This window comes from Cellulomonas gelida (assembly GCF_006538725.1).
In the GTDB taxonomy this organism is placed as follows: Bacteria; Actinomycetota; Actinomycetes; order Actinomycetales; family Cellulomonadaceae; genus Cellulomonas; species Cellulomonas gelida.
In genome coordinates this window covers 17,370-40,952 of record NZ_BJLQ01000031.1, presented here as the reverse complement: position 1 = coordinate 40,952, position 23,583 = coordinate 17,370, and the positions used below count along the sequence as shown (strand labels likewise).

Below are 23,583 nucleotides of genomic sequence, written 5' to 3'. Positions count from 1 at the left end.
GGGCGCCCGCCCGCCCCGAGCCGACGAACGAGCCGACGGACGGCACCACGGGTGGGACGGCGCGGGGCCTGACGAGCGGCGCGGCGTCGTCGTGCTCGACCTGCACGGACCCGGTGCCCTCGCCCGCGCGGTCGGCGCCGCCGCCCACGTCGCCGACGTCGGACCGCTCGTCGGCCGCTGGCGGACCGCCCTGCGCGCCGACGCCGCGGCACCCGAGGGCACCGGCGCCCCCACCGCACCCACCGCCGACGCACCGCCCGGCACCACCGGTATCGACGACAGGAGCACGCCATGCATGTCCCCGACCACGTGATGGACCCCGGCACGAGCCTCGCGACGGCCGTCGTCGCGGGCGCCGCGCTCACCTACGCCGTGCGTCGCGCGCGCGCCGAGGCGACCCGTGAGCGCGTCGCGCTGACCGCGGTCGCGTCCGGCTTCGTCTTCGCCGCGCAGATGGTCAACTACCCGGTCGCGCCCGGCACGAGCGGGCACCTCGTCGGCGCCGCGCTGGCCGCGGCGCTCGTCGGGCCGTGGCTCGGGGCGCTCGCGGTGACCGCGGTGCTCGTGGTGCAGGCCGTGCTCTTCGCCGACGGCGGCGTCACCGCGCTCGGCGTGAACGTGCTGCTCATGGTGGGTGTCGGGACGCTCGTCGGGTGGTCGGTGCAGCGACTCGTCGCGCGGCTCGCGACACGCGTGCCCGACGTCGGACGCGTCGCCCTGGCCGCCGCGGGCGGCGCGCTGGCGTCGGTCCCGGCCGCCGCGCTCGCGTTCGTCGCGCTGTACGCGGTGGGTGGTACGGCCGACGTCGGGCTCGGCGCGGTCTCGGCCGCGATGCTCCCCGTGCACGCGGCGATCGGGCTCGGCGAGGCGGTGATCAGCGGCGTCGCCGTCGCCGGCGTCGCGGTGCTGGCGCCCGGCGTCACGGCCCTGGACCCACGCCCGGCCAGCCCCGCCGCGACCCGTCGCGGGTCGCTCGCGCTCGGCATCGGCTCCGTCGTGACGGCCGGTGGGCTGTCCGCGCTCGCCGTCAGCGCCCCGGACGGTCTGGAGTGGGCGGCCCAGCGTGTCGGCTTCGACCACACCTTCGGCTCCGTGCTCGCGGAGGTCCCGCTGGCCGACTACGGCGCGGTCACAGGGGTCCCGGGCGGCGTCGCGGGCCTCGCAGGGGTCGCCGCGGTCGCGGTTCTCGTCGTCCTCGGCCTGCGCCGATCCTCGACCGCACCGGCCTGACCGAGCGCCGGCCCGTGGCCGCGGCCGGCTAGAGGCCGAGCGCGTGCTGGGTGGCCAGGAGGGTCTGGGCGGAGTGCTGGAGCTGGTCCTCCTCGTCGGGCGTGGTCGACATGTCTGGGACGTACTGCACGCCGCCCCCACCGACGACGCTCGGCACCGACAGGGCGACACCGTGCAGCCGGTGCAGGCCGTCGTGCACGGTGCTGACCGGCAGGACGGCGTGCTGGTCGCCGAGGATCGCCTCGATGATCCGCGCGCACGCCAGGCCGATCGCGAGGTTGGTCGCGCCCTTGCCCTCGATGATCCGGTAGGCGGCGTCCCGCACGTCCTGCGTGATCGCGTCGAGCTCGGCAGGCGTGAAGCGGTGGCCGTCGGGCGCGACCCAGTCGAGCACGGGCGTCGTGCCGATGCGCGCCTGCGACCACAGCGCGAAGCCGGTGTCGCCGTGCTCGCCCACGATGTCGGCGTGCACGCTGCCGGCGGACACCAGCGCGCGGTCGGCGACGAGGCGGCGCAGGCGCGAGGTGTCGAGCACCGTGCCCGACGAGAAGACGCGCGACGCCGGCAGGCCCGTGATCTGCTGCGCGGCGACCGTGAGCACGTCGCACGGGTTGGTGACGATGCAGTAGACCGCGTTCGGCGCGTGCTCGAGCAGGACCGGGAGCAGGCCCTCGAGCAGCCGCACGTTGGTGCCCGCGAGGTCGAGCCGGGTCTGCCCGGGCCGCTGCTTGGCGCCCGCGGTGAGGACGACGAGGTGCGAGTCCGCGACCACCTCCGGGTCCGACCCGCCGACGACGCTGCCGCCCGTGAACCAGGTGCCGTGCGCGAGGTCGAGCACCTCGGCCTCGACCTTCGGCCGGTCGATGTCGTACAGGGCCACGGTGTGCGCCGACCCGCGGATCAGCGCGGCGTACGCGATGCTCACGCCGACGCTCCCCGCGCCGACGACCGTCAACCGGGAGTTCTCGATCCTGGCCACGCGATCACGCTAGCCCCGCACCCGCGAGCGGGCAGGGCGAGGGGCGACCGCCGGCGAAGGGGGCGGGTCGGGCGGGGGCGCGTGGGGCTACGGCATCGACGGGCGTCGTCGGTCTGCGGTCGGGTCAGTGGCGGTCGCGCGCCGGGATGCGCAGCCCGCTCGCGCGCAGCCGGCGGATGAGCTCGCGCGTCCCCACCGGTACGGCACCGGCCGCGACGAGCTCGTCGTACCGCTCCCGGGGCACGTCGTAGTGGTCGCGGTCGAACGCGCGGGGCGGCACGCCCGCCCCCGCGGCGAACGCGTGCAGCTCGGCGAGCGACGCGTCACTGACCAGGTGCCCCCACGTGGTCCCGTGGCGTGGCCACAGCGGCGGGTCGAGGAGGATCACGGCGTCGCCGCGGGACCCTCGCCGACGAACGGCCCCTCGCCGGAGTGCCTGGTCGCACCGGGGGTCGCGTCCGACTGCTGACCCGACTGCCGCGCCGCCTCGCGCTCGAGCTCGACGCGCTCGTCGTGCACCGCGCGCGCGGCCTCGAACGCCGCCTGCTCCTTCTCGAGCCGCTGCAGCTCCGCCTCGACGTTCTGCCGCGCGGGCTCCTCCCACGCCTGGGCGAGCGGCGAGGAGAACAGCGACGGGCGCGCCAGGAGCTTGCGCAGGATCCGGGCGCGCGCACGGACGTAGTCCTCGGCGGGCAGGTGCGCGTACTCGGCGCGCACGTCGTGCAGGTACGCCTTGTAGCGCTGCGGCTCGGTCGCCAGGACCGCGAGGTCCGCGTCGCACAGCACGGCGCAGTCGACGTCGAGCGAGTTCGGCGAGTGCCGGACGAGCGCGACGACGAGGTCGTGCACGCGCCGCGCGTGCGCCTCCGGGACGCCGAGCCCGACGAGCTCGTCGTAGGCGACGCGGGCGCTCGCGGCCTCGTCCTCGCCGCCCTTGTTCGCGTAGGCCTTGCGGTCCGCGGAGTCGAACACCGCGCCGTGGTACCAGGCGGCGAGCCGTACGAGGTCGGGCTCGTGGCTCTCGGAGTCGAGCTCGTCGACCCGGACCAGCACGTCGACCAGGTGCTTGACGTTGTGGAACTCGCGGCCCGGGGAGGACCAGCGCTCCAGGAGCCTGTCGCCCGCGGCACGGATCTGCTCGGGTGCCGCGGTGGCTCCGGCACCGACGACATTGCGGACGAACGCCGGGACGAGCCAGGCAGGCGCTTCGTGGACGCCCATGGACCACCCTCACGACGACGACTGGGAACGGGTCAGCATAGCCCCGCGCGCGGCGTCGAACGGGGCGGCTTCGTCCCGCTACCGCCCGATGTGCGCCCCCGTCGGCGGGGCGCCCGGCGCGTCGCCCGGCGCGTCGCCCGGTGAGTCGCCTGGTGAGTCGTCCGTCGCGGCGCGCTGCGGGTCGGGTGACTCGTGCGTGGAACCGCCCGGTCCCGGCCGCGGTCGTGCCGCCGGGATCTCGACGCGCACGGTCGTGCCGCCACCGGGCGTCGCCGACAGGCGCACGTGGCCGTCGTGCGCGTCGACGATGGCCGCCACGATCGCCATCCCGAGACCCGCGCCGCCCGAGGACCGGCCCCGTGAGGCGTCGACCCGGTAGAACCGCTCGAACACGCGCGCGGCGTGCTCGGGGTCGATGCCCGGGCCGTGGTCGCGCACCTCGATGACGCCCACCGGTCCGCCGGGAGCCCCGTCCCGGGCGTCGGCGTGCGCCAGTCCCACGGCGATCTCGACGGGCGACCCCGCCGGCGTGTGCTGCGCGACGTTCCCGACGAGGTTCGCGACGACCTGCCGCAGCCGCGCCTCGTCGCCGTCGATCGTCGTCGGGCCCGTGACCCCGCCCGGCGTGAGCGGCACGATGCGCGTGCTGCGCGACGGGTCGAGCGCGTGCAGGTCGCTCACCGCGTCGGCTGCGACGACCGTGAGGTCTACCTGCGTGCGCCGCATCGGGCGCTGCTCGTCGAGCCGGGCGAGCGACAGGAGGTCCTCGACGAGCCGGCCCATGCGCGTCGCGGACGACTCGATGCGCCCGAACGTGTCGTCGACCTGGTCCTTCGTCGTCAGCGCACCCATGCGGTACAGCTCGCCGTACCCGCGGATCGCGGCCAACGGCGTGCGCAGCTCGTGCGACGCGTCGGCGACGAACCGGCGCATGCGCGCCTCGGAGGCCGTGCGCACGGCGAACGCCTCCTCGATCTGCGCGAGCATGCCGTTGAGCGCCGCACCGAGCCGCCCGACCTCGGTCGAGACCGGCGCGGGCGGCACGCGCTGCGAGAAGTCGCCTGCCGCGAACGCCGCCGCGGTCTGCTCGATCTGCGTCAGCGGCCGCAGCGAGCGTCGGACGGCCCACCAGCCGACGAGCGCGCCCGCGAGCAGGATCACCGCGCCGGAGGTGACCAGCACGAGCGCCATGAGCTGGATGGTGTCGTCGATGTCGGCGAGCGGGAGGGCGACCATCAGGGCGACCGGCTCGTTGGTGAACGTGTTGGTCGCGGGCAGCGCGACCACGCGCCAGTCGGAGCCCCGGTCGGACGTGACCGTGAACGGCTCGCCGCCCCGCTCCTCGGCCTCGTCGTACGTCATGCGCGGCAGCGAGGGCGTGCCGCGCTTCGCCAGGACGCTCGCGCGCGGCGAGAACAGCGTGTGCACCACGCCCGTCTCGACCGCCGCGCCGTAGTAGTCCGTCGGCGGTCCCTGCGACTCCCACGGCTCGTCCTGCGTGCGGTACGTCGTGACCAGCTGGACGCCCTCGGTCGCGAGCTTGTCGTCGACCTGGTCCACGAGCGTGCGCTGCACGAGCCACGTCGCGGTCACGCCCGCCAGGACGAGCCCGACGAGCAGCAGCACCGTGGAGATGCCGAGCAGCCGCCCGACGAGCGGCACCCCGCTCCACCAGCGCACGGCCTCGCCGACGACGCCGGGCTCGGCCCCGTCGGTCGCGCGCCCGGCCGCGGAGCCGCCAGGCTCGCTCGTCGGTGCGTGCTCGCTCGTCGGCGCGGGTTCGTTCGTCGGTGCCCGCTCGTCGGTCGGGGTCGGCGCGGTCGCCGGACGCCGGGCCGGGGGCGGCGGGACGGGACCGGGGTCGCGGACCGTCACGACGCCGTGCGCAGGAGGTAGCCGACCCCGCGCTTGGTGTGGATGAGCGGCGGGAGCTTCTCGCCGTCCGGGCCGGTCAACGAGTCGACCTTGCGGCGCAGGTAGGAGATGTACGACTCGACGATGTTCGCGTCGCCGCCCCAGTCGTACTGCCACACGTGGTCGAGGATCTGCGTCTTGGACAGCACCCGGCCCGCGTTGAGCATGAGGTAGCGCAGGAGCTTGAACTCGGTGGGGGACAGGTCGATCTCCTGCCCCGCGCGGCGCACCTCGTGCGAGTCGTCGTCGAGCTCGAGGTCGGCGTAGCGCAGCACGTTGGCCTGGTCGTCGTCGCCGGGGCCCGTGCGCCGCAGGATCGCCCGGATCCGCGCGACGACCTCCTCGAGGCTGAACGGCTTGGTCACGTAGTCGTCGCCGCCGACGGTCAGCCCCTGCACCTTGTCGGACGTGTCGTCCCGCGCGGTGAGGAACAGCACGGGCATGTGCTGGCCCTTCTCGCGCAGGCGCCGCGTGACGGTGAACCCGTCCATGTCGGGGAGCATCACGTCGAGCACCAGGAGGTCCGGCTCGAGGTCGCGCGCCATGCGCAGCGCTGCGCCGCCGTCGGCCGCGGCATGCACCTCGAAGCCCGCGAAGCGCAGGCTCGTGGCCAGCAGCTCCCGGATGTTCGGCTCGTCGTCCACGACGAGCAGACGGGCCTCGGCGTCGACCGCATGCGTGCTCATGGTGCCGATCCTGCCCCCGAACCCTGGGTGCTGCCTGGGAACCCGCTGAAGGTTCGGGAGGGTGTCGGGCGCGCCTGTGAGCAGCGGGTTTCGGACGAGCGTCCGGCAGCCGGTACCGTCGGCGGACGTGACTCGAGTGACCGTGGTACAGAGCTCGGCCGATGTGCCCCTGGACCGGTTCGCCGGCTGGTGGAGCGAGGCGGAGCTGACGATCGTGCGCGCCGACCTCGGCGAGGCCGTCCCGGAGCTGCGCGAGGTGGGCGACGGGCTCGTCGTCCTGGGCGGGCACATGAACGCCTACGACGACGAGGCGGCCCCGTGGCTGCCCGCGCTGCGCACGCTGCTCGCGCAGGCCGCGGCGGCCGGCATCCCGACGCTCGGCGTGTGCCTGGGCGCGCAGCTGCTCGCGGTCGCGACCGGCGGGCACGTGCAGGTCGCGGCGCCCCCGGGGCCCGAGGCGGGCCTCGTCGACCTGTGGTGGCGCCCCGAGGCGGCGTCCGACGCGCTCGTCGGGCCGCTCGTCGCCGGGCTGCCGGGTGCGGGAGACCGCAAGGTCAGCGCGCAGCCGACCCTGCACTCCGACGCGGTCGTCGACCTGCCGCCGGGCGCGGTGTGGCTCGCGTCGTCGAACCAGTACCCGTACCAGGCGTTCCGCGTCGGGTCGGCGTGGGGCCTGCAGTTCCACCCCGAGGCCTCGGCGACGACGCTGCGCGACTGGGCGACCTGGGACGGGACGGTCGACACCGAGGCGATCCTCGCCGCCTACGCGGCCCGCGAGGACGAGCTCGTCGCGACCGGTGCCGTGCTGGCCTGCGCGTTCCTCGACGTCGTGCGCGAGGCCGCCGAGGCGAGCGTCTCGGCCTGAGGTCGGCGTGCCCTCGTACCGGGTCCGCGCGAACGTCGGCCTGCTGCGGCCCGGCACGTCGGCGCCCGACCTGCTGCCCGACGCGGTGGCGTTCGCGCGCACGCTCGTGACCGTCGAGGCCTGCGACGTCGAGGTCGTGCGGGGGCGCGCGCGGGTGACCGTGCGCTACCAGGCCGACGACGACCCGTCCGCGCGGCGGGCCGGGTGGGCGATCCTGCACCGCCTCGACGAGCTCGCGGAGATCGACGGCCGCCAGCTCACGCGCCGCTTCGGCAACCGCTGGTACCCGGTCCGCCCGGACCGCGCTCCCTGACGCGGGGGCCGCTGAACCCGCTGCTCCGACGCGGGCCCGGGCGTCAGCCCGCGTGCTCGGTCTGCCGTGCGCGCCGTAGCGCGACCGCGCGCCCGACCACGCCCACGGCGAGTACGACGAGGCCGCCCGTCACGGCCGTGCCCGGGAGGTTCAGGGCGAGCGTCGCGCAGCCGACCGCGCCGAGCACCTGCACGCCGCGCGGCCAGCGCCGCTCGTGCGACGGCTGACGCCACGCGGCGAGGTTCGCGACGAGGTAGTACGTGAGCACGCCGAACGACGAGAAACCGATCGCCGCCCGGACGTCCGCGACCAGCACGAGCGCCACGACGAGCGCGCCGAGCACGAGCTGGGCGCGCGCGGGCACGCCGTGCCGCTCGTCGACGGCCGCGAGCGGGCGCGGCAGGTCGCCCTCGCGGGCCATCGCCATCGCGGTGCGGCCCAGGCCCGCGACCAGCGCCAGCAGCGCGCCGAGCGACGCCGCGGCGGCGGCCAGGCCGACGACGGGTCGCGCCCAGTCCCACCCCGCGGCGGCCACGACGTCCGCCAAGGGAGCCGTCGAGTCCGCGGCACCCTGCGCGCCGAGCGTCGCGAGCACCGCGAGAGCGACCAGCGCGTAGACCGCGACCGCGATCGCCCACGCGGTCGTCACGGCCCGGGGGATCGTGCGCGCGGGGTCGCGGACCTCCTCGCCGAGCGTCGCGACGCGCGCGTACCCCGCGAACGCGAAGAACAGCAGCCCGGCCGACTCGAGCACGCCGCGCACGCTCGTCGTCCCCGTCGTCCCCGTCGTCCCCGTCGTCAGCGGCGGCCACGACGACGCGGAGGCCCCCGCGCTCACGACCACCGCGAGCCCGACGAGCACGAGCCCGAGCAGCGCGGCGGCGACCGTCGCGGTCCGCGTGATCCCGCGGTTCGCGACCAGGACGAGCACGACGACCGCCGCGACCGCGACCGGCCGCCGCCACGCCTGCGGGGCCAGGTACGCCGCGAATGTCATCGCCATGGCCGCGCAGCTCGCGGTCTTGCCGACGACGAATCCCCACCCGGCCGCGAAGCCCCACCAGGGCCCGAGGCGGGCGCGGCCGAACGCGTACGCGCCGCCGGCCACGGGCAGCGCCGCGGCGAGCTGGGCCGTCGACGTCGCGTTGGCCCACGCGACGACGGCCGCGACGAGCAATCCGACGAGCAGGGCCACCCCGGCCGCGCGCGCGGCGGGCGCCCACACCGCGAACACGCCAGCTCCGAGCATCGCGGCCAGCCCGACGACCACCGCCCCCCGCACCCCGAGCACGCGTCGCACCCGGCCAGCGTCCCACGCCGACCCGACCGCTCCCCGCCCCCCACACGACCCCCGGGTGAACACCCGCCCCACATCCCCGCGACCCAGCCCCCGCTCCGGCTCCGCAGCGCCCAAGCCGGAGCGGGCGCTGGGTCGCGGGTGGGGCAGGGCGCGAGGCCGGGGTTGCTCCGGGTTGGCGGGGCTCAGGCCGGAGTAGGCGCTGGGTCGTGGGTGGGTGGGTGCGCGAGGCCCGGGTTGCTCCGGGTTGGCGGGGCTCAGGCCGGAGTAGGCGCTGGGTCGCGGGTGGGTCGGTGCGCGGGGCCGGGGGGTGTCAGGCGACGCCCAGGTCCTCGGCGTCCTTGATCGTGTACGCGTAGCCCTGCTCGGCGAGGAAGCGCTGGCGGTGGGCGGCGAAGTCCTGGTCGACGGTGTCGCGCGCGACGACGGTGTAGAAGTGCGCCGTCCGCCCGCTGGCCTTGGGGCGCATGATGCGGCCGAGCCGCTGCGCCTCCTCCTGGCGCGAGCCGAACGAGCCCGACACCTGGATCGCGACCGACGCCTCGGGCAGGTCGATCGAGAAGTTCGCGACCTTCGACACGACGAGCTTGGAGATCTCCCCGGTGCGGAACGCGTCGAACAGGCGCTGACGCTCCCGCACGGTCGTCTCGCCCGTGATGAGGTCCGCGCCGATGTGCTCGGCGAGCTCGTGCAGCTGGTCCAGGTACTGCCCGATGACGAGCGTCGGCTCGCCCTCGTGCTGCCCGACGAGCTGCTCGACCACGCGGTTCTTGCCCGACGCGGTCGCGGCGAGCCGGTACTTCTCCTCCGGCTCGGCCGTCGCGTACGCCATGCGGTCGGCGTCGGGCAGGGTCAAGCGCACCTCGATGCACTCGGCGGGCGCGATGTACCCCTGCGCCTCGATGTCCTTCCAGGGCGCGTCGAACCGCTTGGGCCCGATGAGCGAGAACACCTCGTCCTCGCGTCCGTCCTCGCGCACGAGCGTCGCCGTCAGGCCGAGGCGGCGGCGCGCCTGCAGGTCCGCGGTCATGCGGAAGATCGGCGCGGGCAGCAGGTGCACCTCGTCGTACAGGACCAGGCCCCAGTCGCGTGCGTCGAGCAGCTCGAGGTGCGAGTAGACGCCCTTCCGCTTGGTCGTGAGCACCTGGTACGTCGCGATCGTGACCGGCCGGATCTCCTTGCGGGCACCCGAGTACTCGCCGATCTCGTCCTCGGTCAGCGACGTGCGGCGCACCAGCTCGTCGCGCCACTGCCGTGCCGAGACGGTGTTGGTGACCAGGATCAGCGTCGTCGTGGAGGACTTGGCCATGGCGCCCGCGCCGACGATCGTCTTGCCCGCACCGCAGGGCAGCACGACCACGCCCGACCCGCCGTGCCAGAACCCCTCGACGGCCTGCTGCTGGTAGGGCCGCATGGCCCAGCCGTCCTCTTCGAGCGCGATCGCGTGCGCCTCGCCGTCCACGTACCCGGCGAGGTCCTCCGCGGGCCAGCCGAGCTTGAGCAGCACCTGCTTGAGGTGGCCGCGCTCGGACGGGTGGACGATCACGTCGGTCGCGTCGATGCGCGCGCCCAGCAGGCCCGCGGTGCGCTTGGACTTCATGACCTCGGCGAGCACCGCCGGGTCGAGCGCGTGCAGCACGAGGCCGTGCACGGGGTCCTGGACGAGCTGCAGCCGCCCGTAACGGGCCATGGTCTCGGCCACGTCGACCAGCAGCGCGTGCGGCACCGGGTAGCGGCTGTACTCGAGCAGCACGTCGACGACCTGCTCGGCGTCGTGCCCCGCGGCGCGCGCGTTCCACAGCCCGAGCGGCGTGAGCCGGTAGGTGTGCACGTGCTCCGGCGCGCGCTCGAGCTCCGCGAACGGGGCGATCGCGCGACGGCACGCGTCCGCCTGGTCGTGGTCGATCTCGAGCAGCAGCGTCTTGTCGCTCTGCACGATGAGCGGTCCGCTCACATGTCCTCCTGGTCCGTGCCCGCGAGGTCGTCGGCGCGCTCGACCGTGCCGATCCGGTGGACGGCGACGGTCAGCTCCGACTCGCGAACGGGGTCGGCGGCCCGCAGCCGGCCGCCCTCCACGCGCAGGGGGCGCAGCAGGCGGCGTTCGGGACGCCCCGTGGGTCCGACGAGCTCGACCCACACGTTCGCGCGCTCGGCGGCGGCCTCGCGCAGGAGTGCCAACGCATCGACGGGGTCGGCTGTTCCGGCAGGGGCTGACGAGCGCGGCGCGCGCGTGTCGTGCGTCGTCGGGCCGGTGCGGAGGTTCGAGTCGTCGGGCGTCCCCGCGTCACTGACCGTGGAGCCGCTGCTCGCGGCGTCGCTCGTCGTGCTGCTCGTCGTGCCGGCGGGTCCGGCGCCCGGGACCGACGCGCCGGTCGCCGGGGTCGTGCCCGCGTCCGACGTGCCGCGCTCGTCCGACGAGCGCAGCCGGCGCACGAGCGCGAGCGTGTCGACGGTGCGCGACGCGACGGGCGTGAACGCGCGCCGCGAGCCGCGACGCCGCGCTCGTCGGACCGTGCGCTCGAGGTGCAGCACCTGACCGTCGGGCGTCTCGGCGACCGGCGCGAGGCCGTGCGCGCGCAGCGCTTCGACCACCTCGTGCGTGGAGGCCTGCGCGGCCAGCACCGTCGGCGCGAGCTGCAGCAGGCCCAGGTCCGCCAGGCGCGGGTCGTCCGCGAGGCCCGCGAGCAGCGCCGGGTCGTCCGCTCGCAGGTACGACGAGGCGGCGCCCGCGCGCAGGCGTCCGTGGCGGCGCGCGGCGTCCCGCACCAGGTACTCCAGGCCCTGCGGCACCGAGCCGCGCGCGAACGCGGCGAGCCGGTCCAGGAGCTCGTCGGCCGTGAGCCCGTCGTCGAGCGCGCGGCGCACCGAGTCGGGCGTGAACCGCACGGTGATCGCGCCTCCGCGCGACTCGACCGCCGCGGCACGCTCGATCAGCGCCTCGAGCGCGGGCGACGGGCGTCCGGGCACGATGCCCGTCAGGTCGCCCTGCAGCAGCAGGTCGCCGACCTCGGGCGCGAGCCCGGTCGCGAACGCCTCCGCGGCCGAGGCGGCATCGGGAGCGCCCGGTGCGGTTCCGGGAGCGCCCGGACCGGCATCGGGAGCGCCCGGTGTGGACCCAGGGGCGGAGCCCGGCGCGGGCGGCAGCAGGGCCCGGCCCGCCTCGCTCAGCGCGCCCGCGCCGAGGACGCCCACGCGGGCCGCCTCGGTCAGCACCGACTGCACGGCCGCGAGCGGCGGCACCGAGCGCGGGGTCGCCCAGCCGAGCGCGTCGAGCACGTCCTGCGCGCTCGGCGCCGTGCCCGGCACGCGGGCGAGCACGCGCAGCACCGCGGCGCGCAGGCGCGGCGCCCACGGGCGCGACAGCTCGGGGTCGAGCGCGGCGATCAAGTTCCCGCGCTCGTCGCGCGAGCCGACGAGCCAGGGCGTGCGGGCGGTGACGAGCCACGCCGAGGCCAACGCGACCCAGCGTGCGGGTAGGTCGAGCGCCGTCCAGGCGTCGACGTCGGCCGTCGGGACGAACGCCGCGGGCTCGTCGTCGTCCTGCGCGAGCAGCCCCGCCGCGAACGCGAGCTCGACGACGAACGCGGCCTCACCCTCCTCGACCTCGAGCAGCTGCGCGGCGCGCCGCAGCTCGCGCACCGCCAGGCCGCCGGACCGCAGTACCCCGGGCGGTTCGTGCTCCCACTCGCGCAGCAGGCGTGCGACGAGCCGCACGCACCGCTCGCCCGCGCTCGCGGACTCCGCGGCGACCGTCTCGGGACGCCGGCTCGGGGCGTCCGAGAGGTCCGGCGGCGTCGCGACCGCGCGGTGCGTGCGCCAGCCGCGCAGCTCGAGGGCGACTGACGCGGGCAGCAGCACGTGCCGGCCGCTGCCGCGCACCAGCAGCCCGCGCGCGACGAGCAGCGCGACCGCGTCGCCGGCGGTCGTGCCCGGCGCGGGGGCCAGACCGACCGGCGGACCCCAGGCGAGCGCGTCGAGCACCGCGCGCGCGGGTGCGCCGAGCGGTTCGTCGTCGTCCGGGAGCGCGCTCGTGAGGCTGGTGGTCGGACTCGTCGGGGTGCCCGCCGGGCCGCTGCGCGCGGCGGGGCCGCTGACCTCGACCGCGAGACCCGCAGGGTGCGCGTCGAGCAGGTCCGCCAGGCCGGGGGCCACGCGCAGCACCGCGTCGGCGCTCAGGCTCTCGGTCCGCTCGTCGTCCGGGCCCTGGTCGGCGTACAGCAGCGCGAGCGTCAGGGCGTCGTCGACCGCGCGTGCGACCTCGGCATCGCGCCGGCCCGCGATCGCGTCCTGCAGCGCGGCGCTCGTCGCACCGTCGAGCACGACCGCGGCCTCGAGCACCTGCAGGACGACGGCGTCCACGGACGCGAGCGCGCGCTCCAGGCTCGCGCGACCCGTGGCGCGCACCGCGAGCGACGTGAGGTTCCCCGGCGACGGCGAGGCCAGGTCCGGGCGGCGTGCGAGCAGCGCACCGAGGCGCTCGTCGGACGACGACCGCAAGAACCCGGTGAACGTGGACATCCGCTCCACGATACGTGGCCTCGCGGGGGCGGGGGTCCCGGGCGCGGGCCGTGGCCCCGACGCGCGGGCTCGTCAGCCGGCGGCGCCGGCCGCGGGAGCGGCGCGCGGACGACGACGCCCGCGGCCGATAGCGTCAGGGCAGGACGTGTCGGACGTGGAGGGTGACGTGGGCGAGCTGACGGGGCTGTACGACGAGGCGCGGGCGCTGCTGCCGGAGCTGGCGGCGCTGCGGCACGAGCTGCACAAGGTGCCCGAGCTCGCGCTCGACCTGCCCAAGACGCAGGCCCTCGTGCTCGAGGCGCTGTCCGGCCTGGGCCTGGAGGTCACGGTCGGCGCAGAGCTGAGCTCGGTGGTCGCGGTGCTGCGCGGCGCCCGGCCCGGCCCCGCGGTGCTGCTGCGCGGCGACATGGACGCGCTGCCCGTGACCGAGGAGACCGGCGAGCCGTTCACGTCCGAGCACCCCGGCCTGATGCACGCGTGCGGCCACGACATGCACGTCGCCGGGCTCGTCGGCGCAGCCCGCCTGCTCGCCGCGCGGCGCGAGGAGATCGCCGGCGCGGTCGTGTTCATGTTCCAGCCCGGCGAGGAGGGCGACGGTGGCGCGGAGATCATGATCCGCGAGGGCGTGCTCGACGCCGCCGGTGAGCGTGTGGTCGGCGCCTACGGCGTGCACGTGTCGTCGGGCCTGCTGCCCGGCGGGGTCGTCGGCGGTCGACCGGGGACGCTCATGGCCGCGCCCGACTCCGTCACCGTCACGGTGCGAGGTGCCGGCGGGCACGGTTCCGCACCGCACCGCGCGCTCGACCCGGTGCCGGTCGCCGCGGAGATCGTGCTGGCGCTGCAGGCGATGGTCACGCGGCGGTTCGACGTGTTCGACCCGATCGTCGTGACGGTCGGGTCCATCCACGCGGGCACCGCGAACAACATCATCCCGGCCACCGCGACGCTCGAGATCACCGTCCGCACGTTCTCGGAGGCGACCTGGCTCGCCGCGCCCGAGCGGCTGCGCGAGGTGTGCGAGCACGTCGCCGCGGCGCACGGACTGACCGCCGACGTCGACTACCAGCGCGGCTACCCGGTCACCCGCAACGACCCGGCCGAGCTCGAGCGCACCGCACGGCTCACGCGCGAGCTGCTCGGCGACGACGCGTGGTTCGAGATGCCGCAACCGCTCGCGGGCGGCGAGGACTTCTCCTACGTGCTGCAGGAGGTGCCCGGCGCGTTCGCGTTCGTCAGCGCGCTGACGCCCGGCGCGGACCCCGCGACCGCGCCGTACAACCACTCGCCGTACGCCCGGTTCGACGACTCCGCGCTCGCCACGAGCGCCTCGCTCCTGGCCGCGCTCGCGCTGGACCGCCTCGCCGAGGGCTGACCGGGACGGCATGCTCCCCGCTCGTCATCGCACCTCATTCGTCAGGTGACGGTAGGTGCCGACGACCGCCGGCACGGCCAGCCAGATCAGCGCCGACGTGACGACGGCCGCCGCCGGTGTCGACGCGGGCGCTCCCGTCACGATCGACGACCATCCCGGCGTTCACCTCGTCACCATCACCACGACGGCCGCGGCTGCCCCGAGCAGCGCCACCGCGCCCCAACGGGCTGAGCGCTCGCGCAGCGCTGCGACGAGACCGCTCACCAGCGCCAGGAGCGCGACGACTCGCACCGCCTGGCTCGCGCCGTTCGTCCGTCCGAGGGGTACCGCGACGGCCGCGGCCACCCCGAGCAGCACCCACCCCGCGCCCGCGAGGGCACGCGAGTACCCCTCGGTGTCCTCTGGCGCTTCCTGCGTGTCCTGTTCTCGGTTCAGCTGGCTCACTGCTCCTCAACTCGTGCGGTACGGAGGGCCGAGGCGCCGGCCCTTGCTCGTACGCCCGGTACGTCCGCCTCGAGCACCGCGGGGCCGATCCCGTTCGGTCCGACCGTCCCCGGGCTCGTCGGACCGGGGTGCGAGGGTGCGCTCACCGCGGCTGAACCGGTCGCTGTTGCCGCAGCGCAGCCGGTCCGCTGCGGGGGCGCGATGGGTGCGTCCCCGCAGCCGGGACGGCCGCCGCCGGTGGTGTTCCCGCGACTCCCTGCCCTGGCGAGGAACCTTGGCCATAACGGGTGTTGTGCGTCAACCGTCACAAGACGGACCTGTGGACAGCCGTGTCCCTCTGGGCCGGGTCGCTCGCCGCGTCCCAGTCGCTCGGGCGGAAGGCGCCCGTGAACGACGCCGGCGCTCCCGGCGCGTCCGTGTACCTGTCCTCATGGCGGCTCGCCGTCAGCGGACCACGAGCGGCGTGCGCCGCTGTTCGCGCGAAGGGACGTGCCCGGCCCGGTAGCCTTGCTCCGACGTAGCTCTTCTCACGACAGGGGTCCGCCGTGCCTACCGGCAAGGTCAAGTGGTTCGACACCGAGCGCGGGTTCGGGTTCATCGCCGCCGACGACGGCGGCGAGGTGTTCCTGCACGCCTCGGCGCTGCCCGCGGGCGTCACGGCCCCCAAGCCCGGCGCCAAGGTGGACTTCGGCGTGGCCGACGGCAAGCGCGGACCGCAGGCGCTGTCCGTCAAGCTGCTCGACCCGATCCCGTCGGTCGCCAAGGCGCAGCGCCGCAAGCCCGACGAGATGGTCGTGCTCGTCGAGGACCTGATCAAGGTCCTGGACCGGGTCGGCGGCGACCTGCGCCGCGGCCGCTACCCCGACGCCGCGCGAGGCAAGGCCTACGCGGCCGCGCTGCGCGCCGTCGCCGACGAGCTCGAGGGCTGATCATGGCCACTGCCACCCGCATCAAGGACGCCGTGCTGGGCTCGGCCGTCGACCTCGCCCGTGAGGTCGCGATCGAGATCGCGGTCGACCCGTCCGACGTGGGTGAGCACCTCGGCGTCGTCGTCGAGGGTGAGCGCCTGGTCTCGCACCGGTTCGCGTGCCTGTCCCGCGGCTACCGCGGCTGGGAGTGGACCGTCACCGTCGCGCGCGTGCCGCGCGGCCGCACCGCGACGGTCTGCGAGGCCGAGCTCCTGCCCGGCCCCGACGCGATCCTCGGCCAGGCGTGGGTGCCGTGGTCGGAGCGGCTGCGCCCCGGCGACATCGGCCCGGGCGACGTGCTCCCGTTCCGCGCGGACGACCCGCGCCTCGAGCCGGGCTGGACGCGCACGGGCGACCCCGAGCTCGACGAGGTCGCGATCGACGAGCTCGCCCTCGCCCGCGTGCGCGTGCTCGCGCCCCAGGGACGTGACGAGGCCGCCGAGCGCTGGTACCGGGGGTCGCGCGGCCCGACGAGCCCCGGCTCGCTGGCCTCCGCGGGTGCCTGCTGGTCGTGCGGGTTCCTGGTGCCGCTGCAGGGTGCGCTCGGCACCGTCTTCGGCGTGTGCGCGAACGAGTGGTCGCCCGACGACGGTCGCGTCGTCTCCCTCGACCACGGCTGCGGCGCGCACTCCGAGACGGACGTCGACCCCGCCCCGAGCGACTGGCCCAAGCCCGACCCGCTCATCGACGAGCTCCGCGTCGAGCTGGTCGACCTGGCTCCTGCGGCCGACGAGCCCGCTGCGGTGGAGCCCACCTCCGACGAGGCTGCGTCCGACGAGGTCGCCGTGGTCGAAGAGCTCGCCGTGGTCGAGCCCACCCCCGACGAGGCCGCCGGGGTCGAGTCCGGCTTCAGCGAGCTCGCGCTCGCCGGGTCCCCGACCGACGAGCCTGCGGTCGTCGAGCCCGCGGCCGATGAGGCCCCGCTCGACGAGGCCCCGCTCGACGAGGTCGTGGTCGACGAGGTCGTGGTCGACCAGGGCGTCGCGGTCGGGCTCGACGACGTGAGCGATGCCAGTGGTGCCGACGCCGAGCCCGGCGACGAGTCCGGCTCGCCCGACGCGGAGCAGTGACGCAGGACCAGTTCGGCACCGCCGCCCTTCGCGCGGCGGCCCTGACCGCCTGGCGGTCGTCTCCCGCGCGGCTGCGTGAGGACGCGAACGTCGAGGAGGACCACGCGCGCGGCTACTACCGCGACCGCGTGGTCGTCGAGCTCGCGCAGAACGCCGCCGACGCGGCCGTGCGGGCCGGCGTGCCCGGCCGGCTCCTGCTGCGGCTGGCCCGCACCGACGAGGGCACGACGCTCGTCGCCGCGAACACGGGCGCTCCGCTCGACGACGCGGGCGTCGCGGCGCTGTCCTCGATGCGCGCCTCGGCGAAGCGCGACCACGGTGGCCCGGGCGTGGTCGGCCGGTACGGCGTCGGGTTCGCGGCGGTGCGCGCGGTGTCCGACGAGATCAGCGTGGTCTCCGCGACCGGCGCGGTCCGGTTCTCGCTGGCCGACACGGCGCAGGAGCTCGCGGACGTGGCGGAGCGTGTCCCGGCGCTCGCGCAGGAGGTCGTGCGACGCGACGGGTCGTTGCCCGCGCTGCGGCTGCCGTTCGCCGCCGAGGGTCGTCCTCCGGAGGGTTTCGACACCGCGGTCGTGCTGGTGCTGCGCGACGAGGTCGCCGCCGACGAGGTGCGCAGCCTGCTGCACGCGGTCGACGACGCGCTCCTGCTCGCGCTGCCCGGGCTGACCGAGGTCGTCGTGGAGGACGAGACGTCCGACGGCGGGCCGCGCCGCGTCGCGGACGTGGCCTCGCGCTGGTTCGTCGCGACGTCCGCGGGTGACGTGCCGCGTGACCTGCTGACCGACCGCCCGGTCGAGGAGCGCGAGGCGACGCGTTGGCGCGTCACCTGGGCCCTGCCGCGGCGCACGGTCGAGCCGGGCGGCCGCGCGCCGGACCCGTTCTCCGACGAGGCGGCGGGTGTGCCCGCGCGCGCTCGCGTCGTCCACGCCCCGACCCCCACCGACGAGCCCCTCGACCTGCCCGCGCTGCTCGTCGCGACGCTCCCGCTGGACCCTACGCGACGCCGCGTCGCTGCGGGACGGCTGACCGACGCGCTGCTGCGGCACGCGGCCGACGCCTACGCGACCCTCGCCGAGCAGCTCGCGAGCGCGGGCCACGACCCGCTGACGCTCGTGCCCACGACGCTGCCGACGGGCACGCTCGACGCCGCGCTCCGCCCCCTGCTCGTCGACCGCCTGGCCGCGGCCCCGATCCTCACCCCAGCCACCACCCCGCCCGCGACCCAGCCCTTGCTCAGGTCTGCGGCCGGTGTGGCCGGAGTATCCGCTGGGTCGGTGGGGGAGGACGGGGCGAGCCAGGGGTTGCTCCGGTCTGCGGCCGGTGTGGCCGGAGCGTCCGCTGGGTCGGTGGGGGACGGGTTGGTGTCCGGCGGGGCGGCGCCGGACCGGTTTGTGGTGCCGCGGCGGGCCGTGGCGGTGGCCGGTGGCGGCGGTGCCGAGGCGTTGGCGGTGCTCGGGCGGCAGGTGGGGGCGCTCGTCGTCGTGCCGCCCGGACGGGACGCGCACGCGCGGCTGCTCGGGGTCGACGTACGACCGCTCGCCGAGCTCGTGGAGGAGCTCGCGGCCCCGGCCGACGACGAGGGATGGCCCGCGCTCTACGGCGCGCTCGAGTCGCTCGCGGCGGCAGACCCCGCGGGCCTCGAGTCGCTCGCCAACCTCCCGGTCCCGCTCGCGGACGGTCGCGTGGTCCGGGGCGCACGCGGCACGGTGGTGCTCGACGACGCGCTCGCGGGGCTCGTCCGGCCCGTCGTCGGGACGCTGGCACGCTGGGGCGTGCGCGTGGTCGACCCCGTCGCGGCGCACCCCCTGCTCGAGCGGCTCGGTGCGCGGGCCCCGGACGTGGTCGGGCTGCTGCGTCTCGCGCCGGTGCGCGAGGCCGTGCTGGCGTGGGACGAGGACGACGAGCCCGACGAGCCGGACCTCACGACGACCGTCCTCACGCTCGTCGCCGCGCACCTGCCGCCGCGCGACCCGGCGCGCTGGTCGGCGACGACGGAAGCCGCCCACGCGCTGCCCGGCGACGTCCGCGAGTGGTTGGCGCTGCTGCCCGTGGGCGCGGCGACCGGGGAGCGGGCACCCGCAGACGGTCTGGTGCTGCCCGGCTCACCCGCGCACCGCCTGCTCGACGAGCGGGTGCTCACCGCGGTGTCCGCCGAGGAGGTGGACCGCTGGGGCGCGGCGACGCTCGTCGCGGCCGGCGTCCGCGAGGTGCTCGTCACCGTCACGGTGCCGGACGTGGTCACCGAGGAGGAGCAGGACGAGGACGCGCCCGGGGCGTTGACCGCGCAGGCGCTCGACGGCTGGGCCGAGTACGTCGAGCACCTGGCCGACGAGCTCGGCGCCGGCGCGTACCTGGGGGACCTGACCGCGGTCGCCGACCTGGACGCCGTGGCGAACGAGGCGTGGCCGCAGGTCCTCGAGCTCGTCGCGGGCGAGCCCGCGCTGCGCAGGGCGCTGCTCGAGGAGGTCCGCAGCGACCGGGGTGCGGTCGCGGAGTCGTACACGGCGTGGTGGTTGCGCGAGCGCTCGCCGCTGGGGCTCGGCGCACCGTTCGCCGTCGCCGACGACGGACCGCTGCGCGCGCTGCTGCCCGCCGCGCCGCGCGACGTCGCCCACCTCGACGTCCAGGTGCTGCGGGCGCTGGGCGGCGTCGCCGAGCCGCACGACCTGACGCCGCACGCCTGGACCGACCTGCTGGACTCCTGGCCGACGTCGACCGTGCTGGACGTCCGCGCGGCGACCGCGGTGTGGCGCCACGCGGCGCCGTCGCAGGCGCCCGAGCGGGTGCCGGCGCTCGTCGGACCGGGCCGGGTGATCGTGGTGCCCGCGCACGACGCCGCGGTCGCGCCGTGCCCGATGTGGTGGCAGCGTACGGACGTCGCAGCGCTGGTCCCCGCGCACGGCCACGACGAGGCGTTGCGCCTGTCGCGCGAGCTCGACCTGCCGCGCGTCTCCGAGCTGGCCCCGGGGGTGGTGACGCGCGAGGACGGCGTCGACGCGCCCGTGCCGCCGCAGGTGCACGACGTGCTGCCGGGGGCGCCGAGGCTCTGGTGCGAGCACGAGGACCTGCGCGTGGACCACGTGCAGGTCGAGTGGTGGGTCGACGAGGTCGCGGGTGAGCCGCGCCTGCACGCGACGACGCTCGCGGGCCTCGCGGCGGCGCTCGCGCAGTGGAGCGGGCGGTGGGGGTTGCGTCACCTGCTCGAGCTCGCGCTCGCCGACCCCGAGCGTGCGGGAGAGCTCGCGCTCGACGCGGCGTTCGAGCAGCCGCCCGGGACGGGTGACGCGGCAGAGCCCGCGGCCCAGCCCGCGACCGAGGTCAGCCGACCGACGTCGTCGGCCGGCGCGTGAGCACGTCGACGAGCTGCCGGGTCGGGCCGTCGAGCTCGTCGAACGAGCGGCGGTAGAGCGACGCAGGTCCGCCGTTCGGGTCGACGACGTCGTCGTCGCCGGGACCGAGCGCTGCGCGCTGCGCCGCGGCCAGGGGCAGCAGCGCGACGAGCCGCTCACCGGCTGTACCCGCGGGCAGGCGCTGCGGGTCGACGGCACTCGAGAGCCGCGCGAGCTCGCGCAGCGTGAAGGTGCGGCGCACGGCGGCGGGCTCGAGCTCGACGACCGCGGTGCGGTGCTCGCGGGTCAGCGCCAGGATGAGCGATGCCTCGCGCACCAGGGCGGAGGTGAGCTGGCGGGCCACGAACCCGTCCGCGCGCGCCCCTGCGGCCTCGACCAGCTCGGCCATCGGTGGGGACATCGGGTGGCCGCGCATGGCCCAGGTGCCCGCGGACGACACCTCGACGTCCGTGCCCGCGAGCCCGGTCGCCAGGAGCCGCTCGACCGCGGGGGACCGGCAGATGTTCCCGGTGCAGACCACCAGCACGCGCGTCGCCATGGCGGACATCATGCCCGTTGCGGTGAGGTGGTCAGCGGTGCCGGACGGCCCAGAGGTAACCGAGGCCGCCGAGCGCGAGGCCCGTGGCGCACACCGCGACGGGCAGCCAGCCGGTCGTGCCCGTGCCGGCCAGCACGAGGCACACGACGAGGGCGAGCGCCCACAGCGCGCTGCCGACGACGGTCACGCGGGCGAGGTCCACCTGGACCGGGGGAGCGAGGGGGCGGGGCTCGGCGGGCACCCCCGCAGCCTACGGCCGGTGGGCGAGCGGGGCCGCCATGTGCGAGGCCGAGGCGAGGGCCTCGGGCATCGCCTCGAGGTAGACGCGCGCGACGTGTGCCGGGTCGAAGCCGGCGGCCAGGATCGCGTCGTCGTCGTCCGCCTCGTGCGCGAGCGCCGCCTGCAGCGCCGGGCCGTACGGTCCGCCCTCACCCTGCAGCGCCGCCGCGACGTCGGGCGAGACCCCCGACCGGTCGACGACGGACTCGACGGAGATCTTGAGCGCCGCGCTCACCGCGGACAGCAGCCCGACGGTGTAGCCGACCTCGTTGCCGCTGAGCCGCCACACGGCGAGCCCGCGCGTGATGACGGTCCAGAGCACGTCCACGGACGCCGGATCGCTGCCGAGGACCACCGACGAGACCAGCGCGGCGAGCCGGTGCGGGCCGAGCAGGCTCACCGCGTGCGAGACGGAGTCGACGTGGTGCCGCAGACCGGTCGCCGAGGCGTTCACCGTCCGCAGCACGCGCATGGTGAGCTCGGGGTCGACGCCGACGGCGCGCACGATCTCCTGGTGGTCCGGCATCTCCTGCGAGAGGACACGCACGAGCTGCAGGTGCTGGGCCTCGCCCGCGGACACCGTGCGGCCCGTGCCGGGTGCCTGACGGCGCACGAGGGGCGCCTGGACGAGCTCCAGCTCGAGCTCGCGCGCGAGCCGGGCGAGCTCGGGGGTGTCGGCGTGCACGCCGATGACCCACACGCCCGCCTCCTTGAGCTGGGCGACGCGCGCCTGCAGGTTCTCGGTCAGGCGGCGCAGGTCGACCTTCGCCATGTCCACGAGCGGCAGCAGGGCGCGCTCGGCCAGGGTCCCGGTGAAGGACCCGAGCGCGACACCGAAGCCCAGCTCGCGCATCGCGACGAGTGCCTGCTCGGCGTACTCCTCGTGCACCCACGGGGCAGGCACCTCGACGACGAGGCTGCGCGGCGCGGTGGGGATGGTGACCTCTCCGCGGAGCATGGGCCCGGTGGCCCGCAGCACGACGGCGTTGTCACCGACGACCTGGCCGAGGTCGACGCGGTCGTAGGCGTCGCTGACCATGCGATCCTCGGCGGCGAGCGTCACGAGGGGACCCGAGTCGTCGACGCGGGCGTGCACGGCGTAACCGAACAGGGACCCGTCCGGATGGAGGAGGGCCTGGCGCTGGACGACGGCGGGCATCGAGGCTCCTGAGGCTGCAGGGTGTGGTTCTGACCAGACCATCGGCCCGCGTCGTGCGGGACTGAGGGTTTCGTCGGAACCGGCCTCGTGGCCGGTGCGGGGAGAGCGGCCGGGCTCAGCCCAGCGGTGCGCGCAGCGGCCAGTCGCCGTCGAGGACGAGCTGCGCGGCGGCCCCGGTCGCGACGTCCACGACGATCGGCGCGAGCAGGTTCGCGGTCGCGGGCTCGTCGTCGGTGGGCGGGTGCACGACGACCAGCGCTCGCCGCTCGCCGGACCCGGGCAGCTCCGGCTCGTAGCCGGGCAGGTACGCGTCGGGGTCGACGACGTACAGGCGCGTGGGCGGGCCGTCGAGCGACCGGAGCGTGAACAGGCCCGCCGCGTCGGCCACGGGCTCGAGCACGTACGACGAGCGTCCGGGCAGGCCGGGCAGCTCGTCGGCGACCCGGAGCGTGGTCGGCAGCGTGGCGCCGCCGACCTGCACCGTCGCGGGCGCGCTCATCGCAGGAAGTCCAGCAGCGTGGGCTGGAGCACCTTGGCCGCGGCCCCGAGGGCGCCCTTGTAGGCGACCTCCTGGGACTGCAGGTCGAGGATGATCGTGGCGAGGTCGACGTCCTCGATGTCCGCCAGACGCGACTTCGTCTCGACCTCCTGCGCCGCGAGCGTCTGCTGCGTCGTGAGCACGTTCTTGTGCCGGGCGCCGACGCTCGCGAGCTCGGAGAGCATCGCGTCGAGGCGCGTGTCGATCGCGCCGATCTCGCCGGTCGGGTCCTGACCGGCGCGCAGCGTCGTCACGATCCGGTCGACGAGCGCGAACACCGAGGCGTTGCCCGAGCCGTACACGGCCTGGCCGTCGCCGTCGACGCGCACGGTCGTCGTGCTGCTGACGCGCCGCTCGACCGAGGCGCCCGTGCCGGTCCACGCGTAGGAGGCGTCGAAGGCGACGCCGGTGTCCGACGTGCCGGCGAACACGGACCGGCCGACGTACGTGGTGTTGGCGTTCGAGAGCATCGTGTCGCGCAGCGACTCGATCTCGTCGGCGAGCGCGTTGAGCGAGGACGGGCCGAGCGCGCCGTTGCCACCCTGGATGGTCAGGTCGCGCACCTTGCGCAGCGCGGCCGTCGACGACGTGATCGCGGTGTCGACCGTCTGCAGCCACGAGCCCGCGTCGCCCGCGTTGCGCGCGTACTGGGAGCTGACCCGCTGCTCCGAGCGCAACCGGAGCATGTCGGAGGCCGCGGCGGGGTCGTCGGACGGGACGTTGACCTTCTTGCCGCTCGACATCTGGTTCTGCAGGTCGGCCATCTTGCCGAGGTTGAGCTGCAGGTTGGCGAGCGTCGAGCGCTGCACCGTCTGGTGGGTGACGCGCGAGATCATGGCTGG

General features: G+C 75.9%; 21 protein-coding genes and 1 pseudogene. 8 read left to right on the top strand and 14 right to left on the bottom strand.

The genetic code is table 11. The features are described from left to right. Positions 1-313: hypothetical protein (locus tag CGE01nite_RS17020; protein WP_255318513.1), on the top strand; the 313-nt coding region annotated here is incomplete at its 5' end. Continuing rightward, on the top strand, positions 292-1,230 hold the full coding sequence (locus CGE01nite_RS12880) for an energy-coupling factor ABC transporter permease (RefSeq protein WP_048343284.1): 939 nt from the start codon (positions 292-294) through the stop codon (positions 1,228-1,230). The genes CGE01nite_RS17020 and CGE01nite_RS12880, both read left to right, overlap by 22 nt. A 28-nt stretch (positions 1,231-1,258) precedes the next feature. Here CGE01nite_RS12880 and CGE01nite_RS12875 read toward each other — a convergent pair whose 3' ends face one another. The 5 genes and pseudogenes from CGE01nite_RS12875 to CGE01nite_RS12855 all read right to left on the bottom strand — a co-directional run bounded on the left by CGE01nite_RS12875 (position 1,259) and on the right by CGE01nite_RS12855 (position 6,030). Beyond that, positions 1,259-2,209, bottom strand: coding sequence for an L-lactate dehydrogenase (locus tag CGE01nite_RS12875; protein ID WP_048343285.1), 951 nt, complete (start codon positions 2,207-2,209; stop codon positions 1,259-1,261). Between the two features lie 127 nt (positions 2,210-2,336). Further along, positions 2,337-2,597 (bottom strand): annotated as a pseudogene (locus CGE01nite_RS12870) (DUF4031 domain-containing protein); the annotation flags it as partial. Next, positions 2,594-3,430: an HD domain-containing protein gene (locus CGE01nite_RS12865; protein WP_229747279.1), complete on the bottom strand. Its 837-nt coding sequence runs from the start codon at positions 3,428-3,430 to the stop codon at positions 2,594-2,596. The pseudogene CGE01nite_RS12870 and the gene CGE01nite_RS12865, both read right to left, overlap by 4 nt. A 78-nt stretch (positions 3,431-3,508) precedes the next feature. Next, positions 3,509-5,305 (bottom strand): sensor histidine kinase, encoded by a 1,797-nt coding sequence (locus tag CGE01nite_RS12860; RefSeq protein ID WP_141371309.1) that lies wholly within the window; start codon positions 5,303-5,305, stop codon positions 3,509-3,511. Further along, positions 5,302-6,030: a response regulator transcription factor gene (locus tag CGE01nite_RS12855; protein ID WP_141371308.1), complete on the bottom strand. Its 729-nt coding sequence runs from the start codon at positions 6,028-6,030 to the stop codon at positions 5,302-5,304. The genes CGE01nite_RS12860 and CGE01nite_RS12855 overlap by 4 nt, the downstream gene beginning before the upstream one ends. A gap of 127 nt (positions 6,031-6,157) precedes the next feature. Between CGE01nite_RS12855 and CGE01nite_RS12850 the strand changes: the two genes are divergently transcribed. After that, positions 6,158-6,895 (top strand): type 1 glutamine amidotransferase, encoded by a 738-nt coding sequence (locus tag CGE01nite_RS12850; RefSeq protein WP_229747278.1) that lies wholly within the window; start codon positions 6,158-6,160, stop codon positions 6,893-6,895. A gap of 7 nt (positions 6,896-6,902) precedes the next feature. Then, positions 6,903-7,208: a hypothetical protein gene (locus CGE01nite_RS12845; RefSeq protein WP_141371306.1), complete on the top strand. Its 306-nt coding sequence runs from the start codon at positions 6,903-6,905 to the stop codon at positions 7,206-7,208. Between the two features lie 43 nt (positions 7,209-7,251). Here CGE01nite_RS12845 and CGE01nite_RS12840 read toward each other — a convergent pair whose 3' ends face one another. The 3 genes from CGE01nite_RS12840 to CGE01nite_RS12830 form a co-directional block, all read right to left on the bottom strand. Then, positions 7,252-8,457 (bottom strand): APC family permease, encoded by a 1,206-nt coding sequence (locus CGE01nite_RS12840; RefSeq protein WP_141371312.1) that lies wholly within the window; start codon positions 8,455-8,457, stop codon positions 7,252-7,254. A gap of 361 nt (positions 8,458-8,818) precedes the next feature. Then, positions 8,819-10,459, bottom strand: coding sequence for a DNA repair helicase XPB (locus tag CGE01nite_RS12835; RefSeq protein ID WP_141371305.1), 1,641 nt, complete (start codon positions 10,457-10,459; stop codon positions 8,819-8,821). Then, the gene (locus tag CGE01nite_RS12830) at positions 10,456-13,023 is read right to left on the bottom strand and encodes a helicase-associated domain-containing protein (protein WP_141371304.1); all 2,568 of its coding nucleotides are present in this window, start codon (positions 13,021-13,023) and stop codon (positions 10,456-10,458) included. The genes CGE01nite_RS12835 and CGE01nite_RS12830 overlap by 4 nt, the downstream gene beginning before the upstream one ends. A 145-nt stretch (positions 13,024-13,168) precedes the next feature. On the opposite strand from CGE01nite_RS12830, the gene CGE01nite_RS12825 reads away from it, so the two are divergent. Then, positions 13,169-14,395, top strand: coding sequence for a M20 metallopeptidase family protein (locus CGE01nite_RS12825; protein WP_229747277.1), 1,227 nt, complete (start codon positions 13,169-13,171; stop codon positions 14,393-14,395). 162 nt (positions 14,396-14,557) lie between these two features. Here CGE01nite_RS12825 and CGE01nite_RS12820 read toward each other — a convergent pair whose 3' ends face one another. Then, positions 14,558-14,839, bottom strand: a complete 282-nt coding sequence (locus tag CGE01nite_RS12820; protein ID WP_141371303.1) for a hypothetical protein — start codon at positions 14,837-14,839, stop codon at positions 14,558-14,560. Between the two features lie 545 nt (positions 14,840-15,384). On the opposite strand from CGE01nite_RS12820, the gene CGE01nite_RS12815 reads away from it, so the two are divergent. From CGE01nite_RS12815 to CGE01nite_RS12800, 3 genes are read left to right on the top strand one after another with little or no spacing between them, the layout of a single operon-like run. Continuing rightward, entirely contained in the window at positions 15,385-15,768 is a 384-nt protein-coding gene (locus CGE01nite_RS12815) for a cold-shock protein (RefSeq protein WP_048341693.1), read from the top strand. A 2-nt stretch (positions 15,769-15,770) separates the two neighbouring features. Then, positions 15,771-16,877, top strand: coding sequence for a DUF3027 domain-containing protein (locus CGE01nite_RS12810; RefSeq protein ID WP_229747276.1), 1,107 nt, complete (start codon positions 15,771-15,773; stop codon positions 16,875-16,877). After that, the gene (locus CGE01nite_RS12800; protein ID WP_174773459.1) at positions 16,874-20,227 is read left to right on the top strand and encodes a sacsin N-terminal ATP-binding-like domain-containing protein; all 3,354 of its coding nucleotides are present in this window, start codon (positions 16,874-16,876) and stop codon (positions 20,225-20,227) included. The genes CGE01nite_RS12810 and CGE01nite_RS12800 overlap by 4 nt, the downstream gene beginning before the upstream one ends. Here the strand turns inward: CGE01nite_RS12800 and CGE01nite_RS12795 are convergent. The 5 genes from CGE01nite_RS12795 to flgL all read right to left on the bottom strand — a co-directional run bounded on the left by CGE01nite_RS12795 (position 20,196) and on the right by flgL (position 23,577). Continuing rightward, positions 20,196-20,765 carry an arsenate reductase/protein-tyrosine-phosphatase family protein gene (locus tag CGE01nite_RS12795; protein WP_229747275.1) on the bottom strand — a complete coding sequence of 190 codons (570 nt, stop codon included), beginning with the start codon at positions 20,763-20,765 and terminating at the stop codon, positions 20,196-20,198. The two genes, CGE01nite_RS12800 and CGE01nite_RS12795, sit on opposite strands and share 32 nt — an antisense overlap. Before the next feature lie 31 nt (positions 20,766-20,796). Continuing rightward, positions 20,797-21,006, bottom strand: a complete 210-nt coding sequence (locus CGE01nite_RS12790) for a DUF2530 domain-containing protein (protein WP_048341695.1) — start codon at positions 21,004-21,006, stop codon at positions 20,797-20,799. 9 nt (positions 21,007-21,015) lie between these two features. Then, positions 21,016-22,203: an EAL and HDOD domain-containing protein gene (locus CGE01nite_RS12785; protein WP_048341696.1), complete on the bottom strand. Its 1,188-nt coding sequence runs from the start codon at positions 22,201-22,203 to the stop codon at positions 21,016-21,018. A 115-nt stretch (positions 22,204-22,318) separates the two neighbouring features. Continuing rightward, positions 22,319-22,702, bottom strand: a complete 384-nt coding sequence (locus CGE01nite_RS12780) for a flagellar assembly protein FliW (protein ID WP_048341697.1) — start codon at positions 22,700-22,702, stop codon at positions 22,319-22,321. Beyond that, positions 22,699-23,577 carry a flagellar hook-associated protein FlgL gene (flgL, locus tag CGE01nite_RS12775; protein ID WP_048341698.1) on the bottom strand — a complete coding sequence of 293 codons (879 nt, stop codon included), beginning with the start codon at positions 23,575-23,577 and terminating at the stop codon, positions 22,699-22,701. The genes CGE01nite_RS12780 and flgL overlap by 4 nt, the downstream gene beginning before the upstream one ends. Positions 23,578-23,583: the final 6 nt, after the last annotated feature.

Excerpts from the sequence above, each read along its gene's own strand:
- CGE01nite_RS12795 (WP_229747275.1), bottom strand. The coding sequence starts at position 20,765 with ATGGCGACGCGCGTGCTGGTGGTCTGCACCGGGAACATCTGCCGGTCC.
- CGE01nite_RS12780 (WP_048341697.1), bottom strand. The coding sequence starts at position 22,702 with ATGAGCGCGCCCGCGACGGTGCAGGTCGGCGGCGCCACGCTGCCGACC.
- CGE01nite_RS12880 (WP_048343284.1), top strand. The coding sequence starts at position 292 with ATGCATGTCCCCGACCACGTGATGGACCCCGGCACGAGCCTCGCGACG.
- CGE01nite_RS12840 (WP_141371312.1), bottom strand. The coding sequence starts at position 8,457 with ATGCTCGGAGCTGGCGTGTTCGCGGTGTGGGCGCCCGCCGCGCGCGCG.
- CGE01nite_RS12865 (WP_229747279.1), bottom strand. The coding sequence starts at position 3,430 with ATGGGCGTCCACGAAGCGCCTGCCTGGCTCGTCCCGGCGTTCGTCCGC.
- CGE01nite_RS12810 (WP_229747276.1), top strand. The coding sequence starts at position 15,771 with ATGGCCACTGCCACCCGCATCAAGGACGCCGTGCTGGGCTCGGCCGTC.
- CGE01nite_RS12855 (WP_141371308.1), bottom strand. The coding sequence starts at position 6,030 with ATGAGCACGCATGCGGTCGACGCCGAGGCCCGTCTGCTCGTCGTGGAC.
- flgL (WP_048341698.1), bottom strand. The coding sequence starts at position 23,577 with ATGATCTCGCGCGTCACCCACCAGACGGTGCAGCGCTCGACGCTCGCC.
- CGE01nite_RS12785 (WP_048341696.1), bottom strand. The coding sequence starts at position 22,203 with ATGCCCGCCGTCGTCCAGCGCCAGGCCCTCCTCCATCCGGACGGGTCC.
- CGE01nite_RS12830 (WP_141371304.1), bottom strand. The coding sequence starts at position 13,023 with ATGTCCACGTTCACCGGGTTCTTGCGGTCGTCGTCCGACGAGCGCCTC.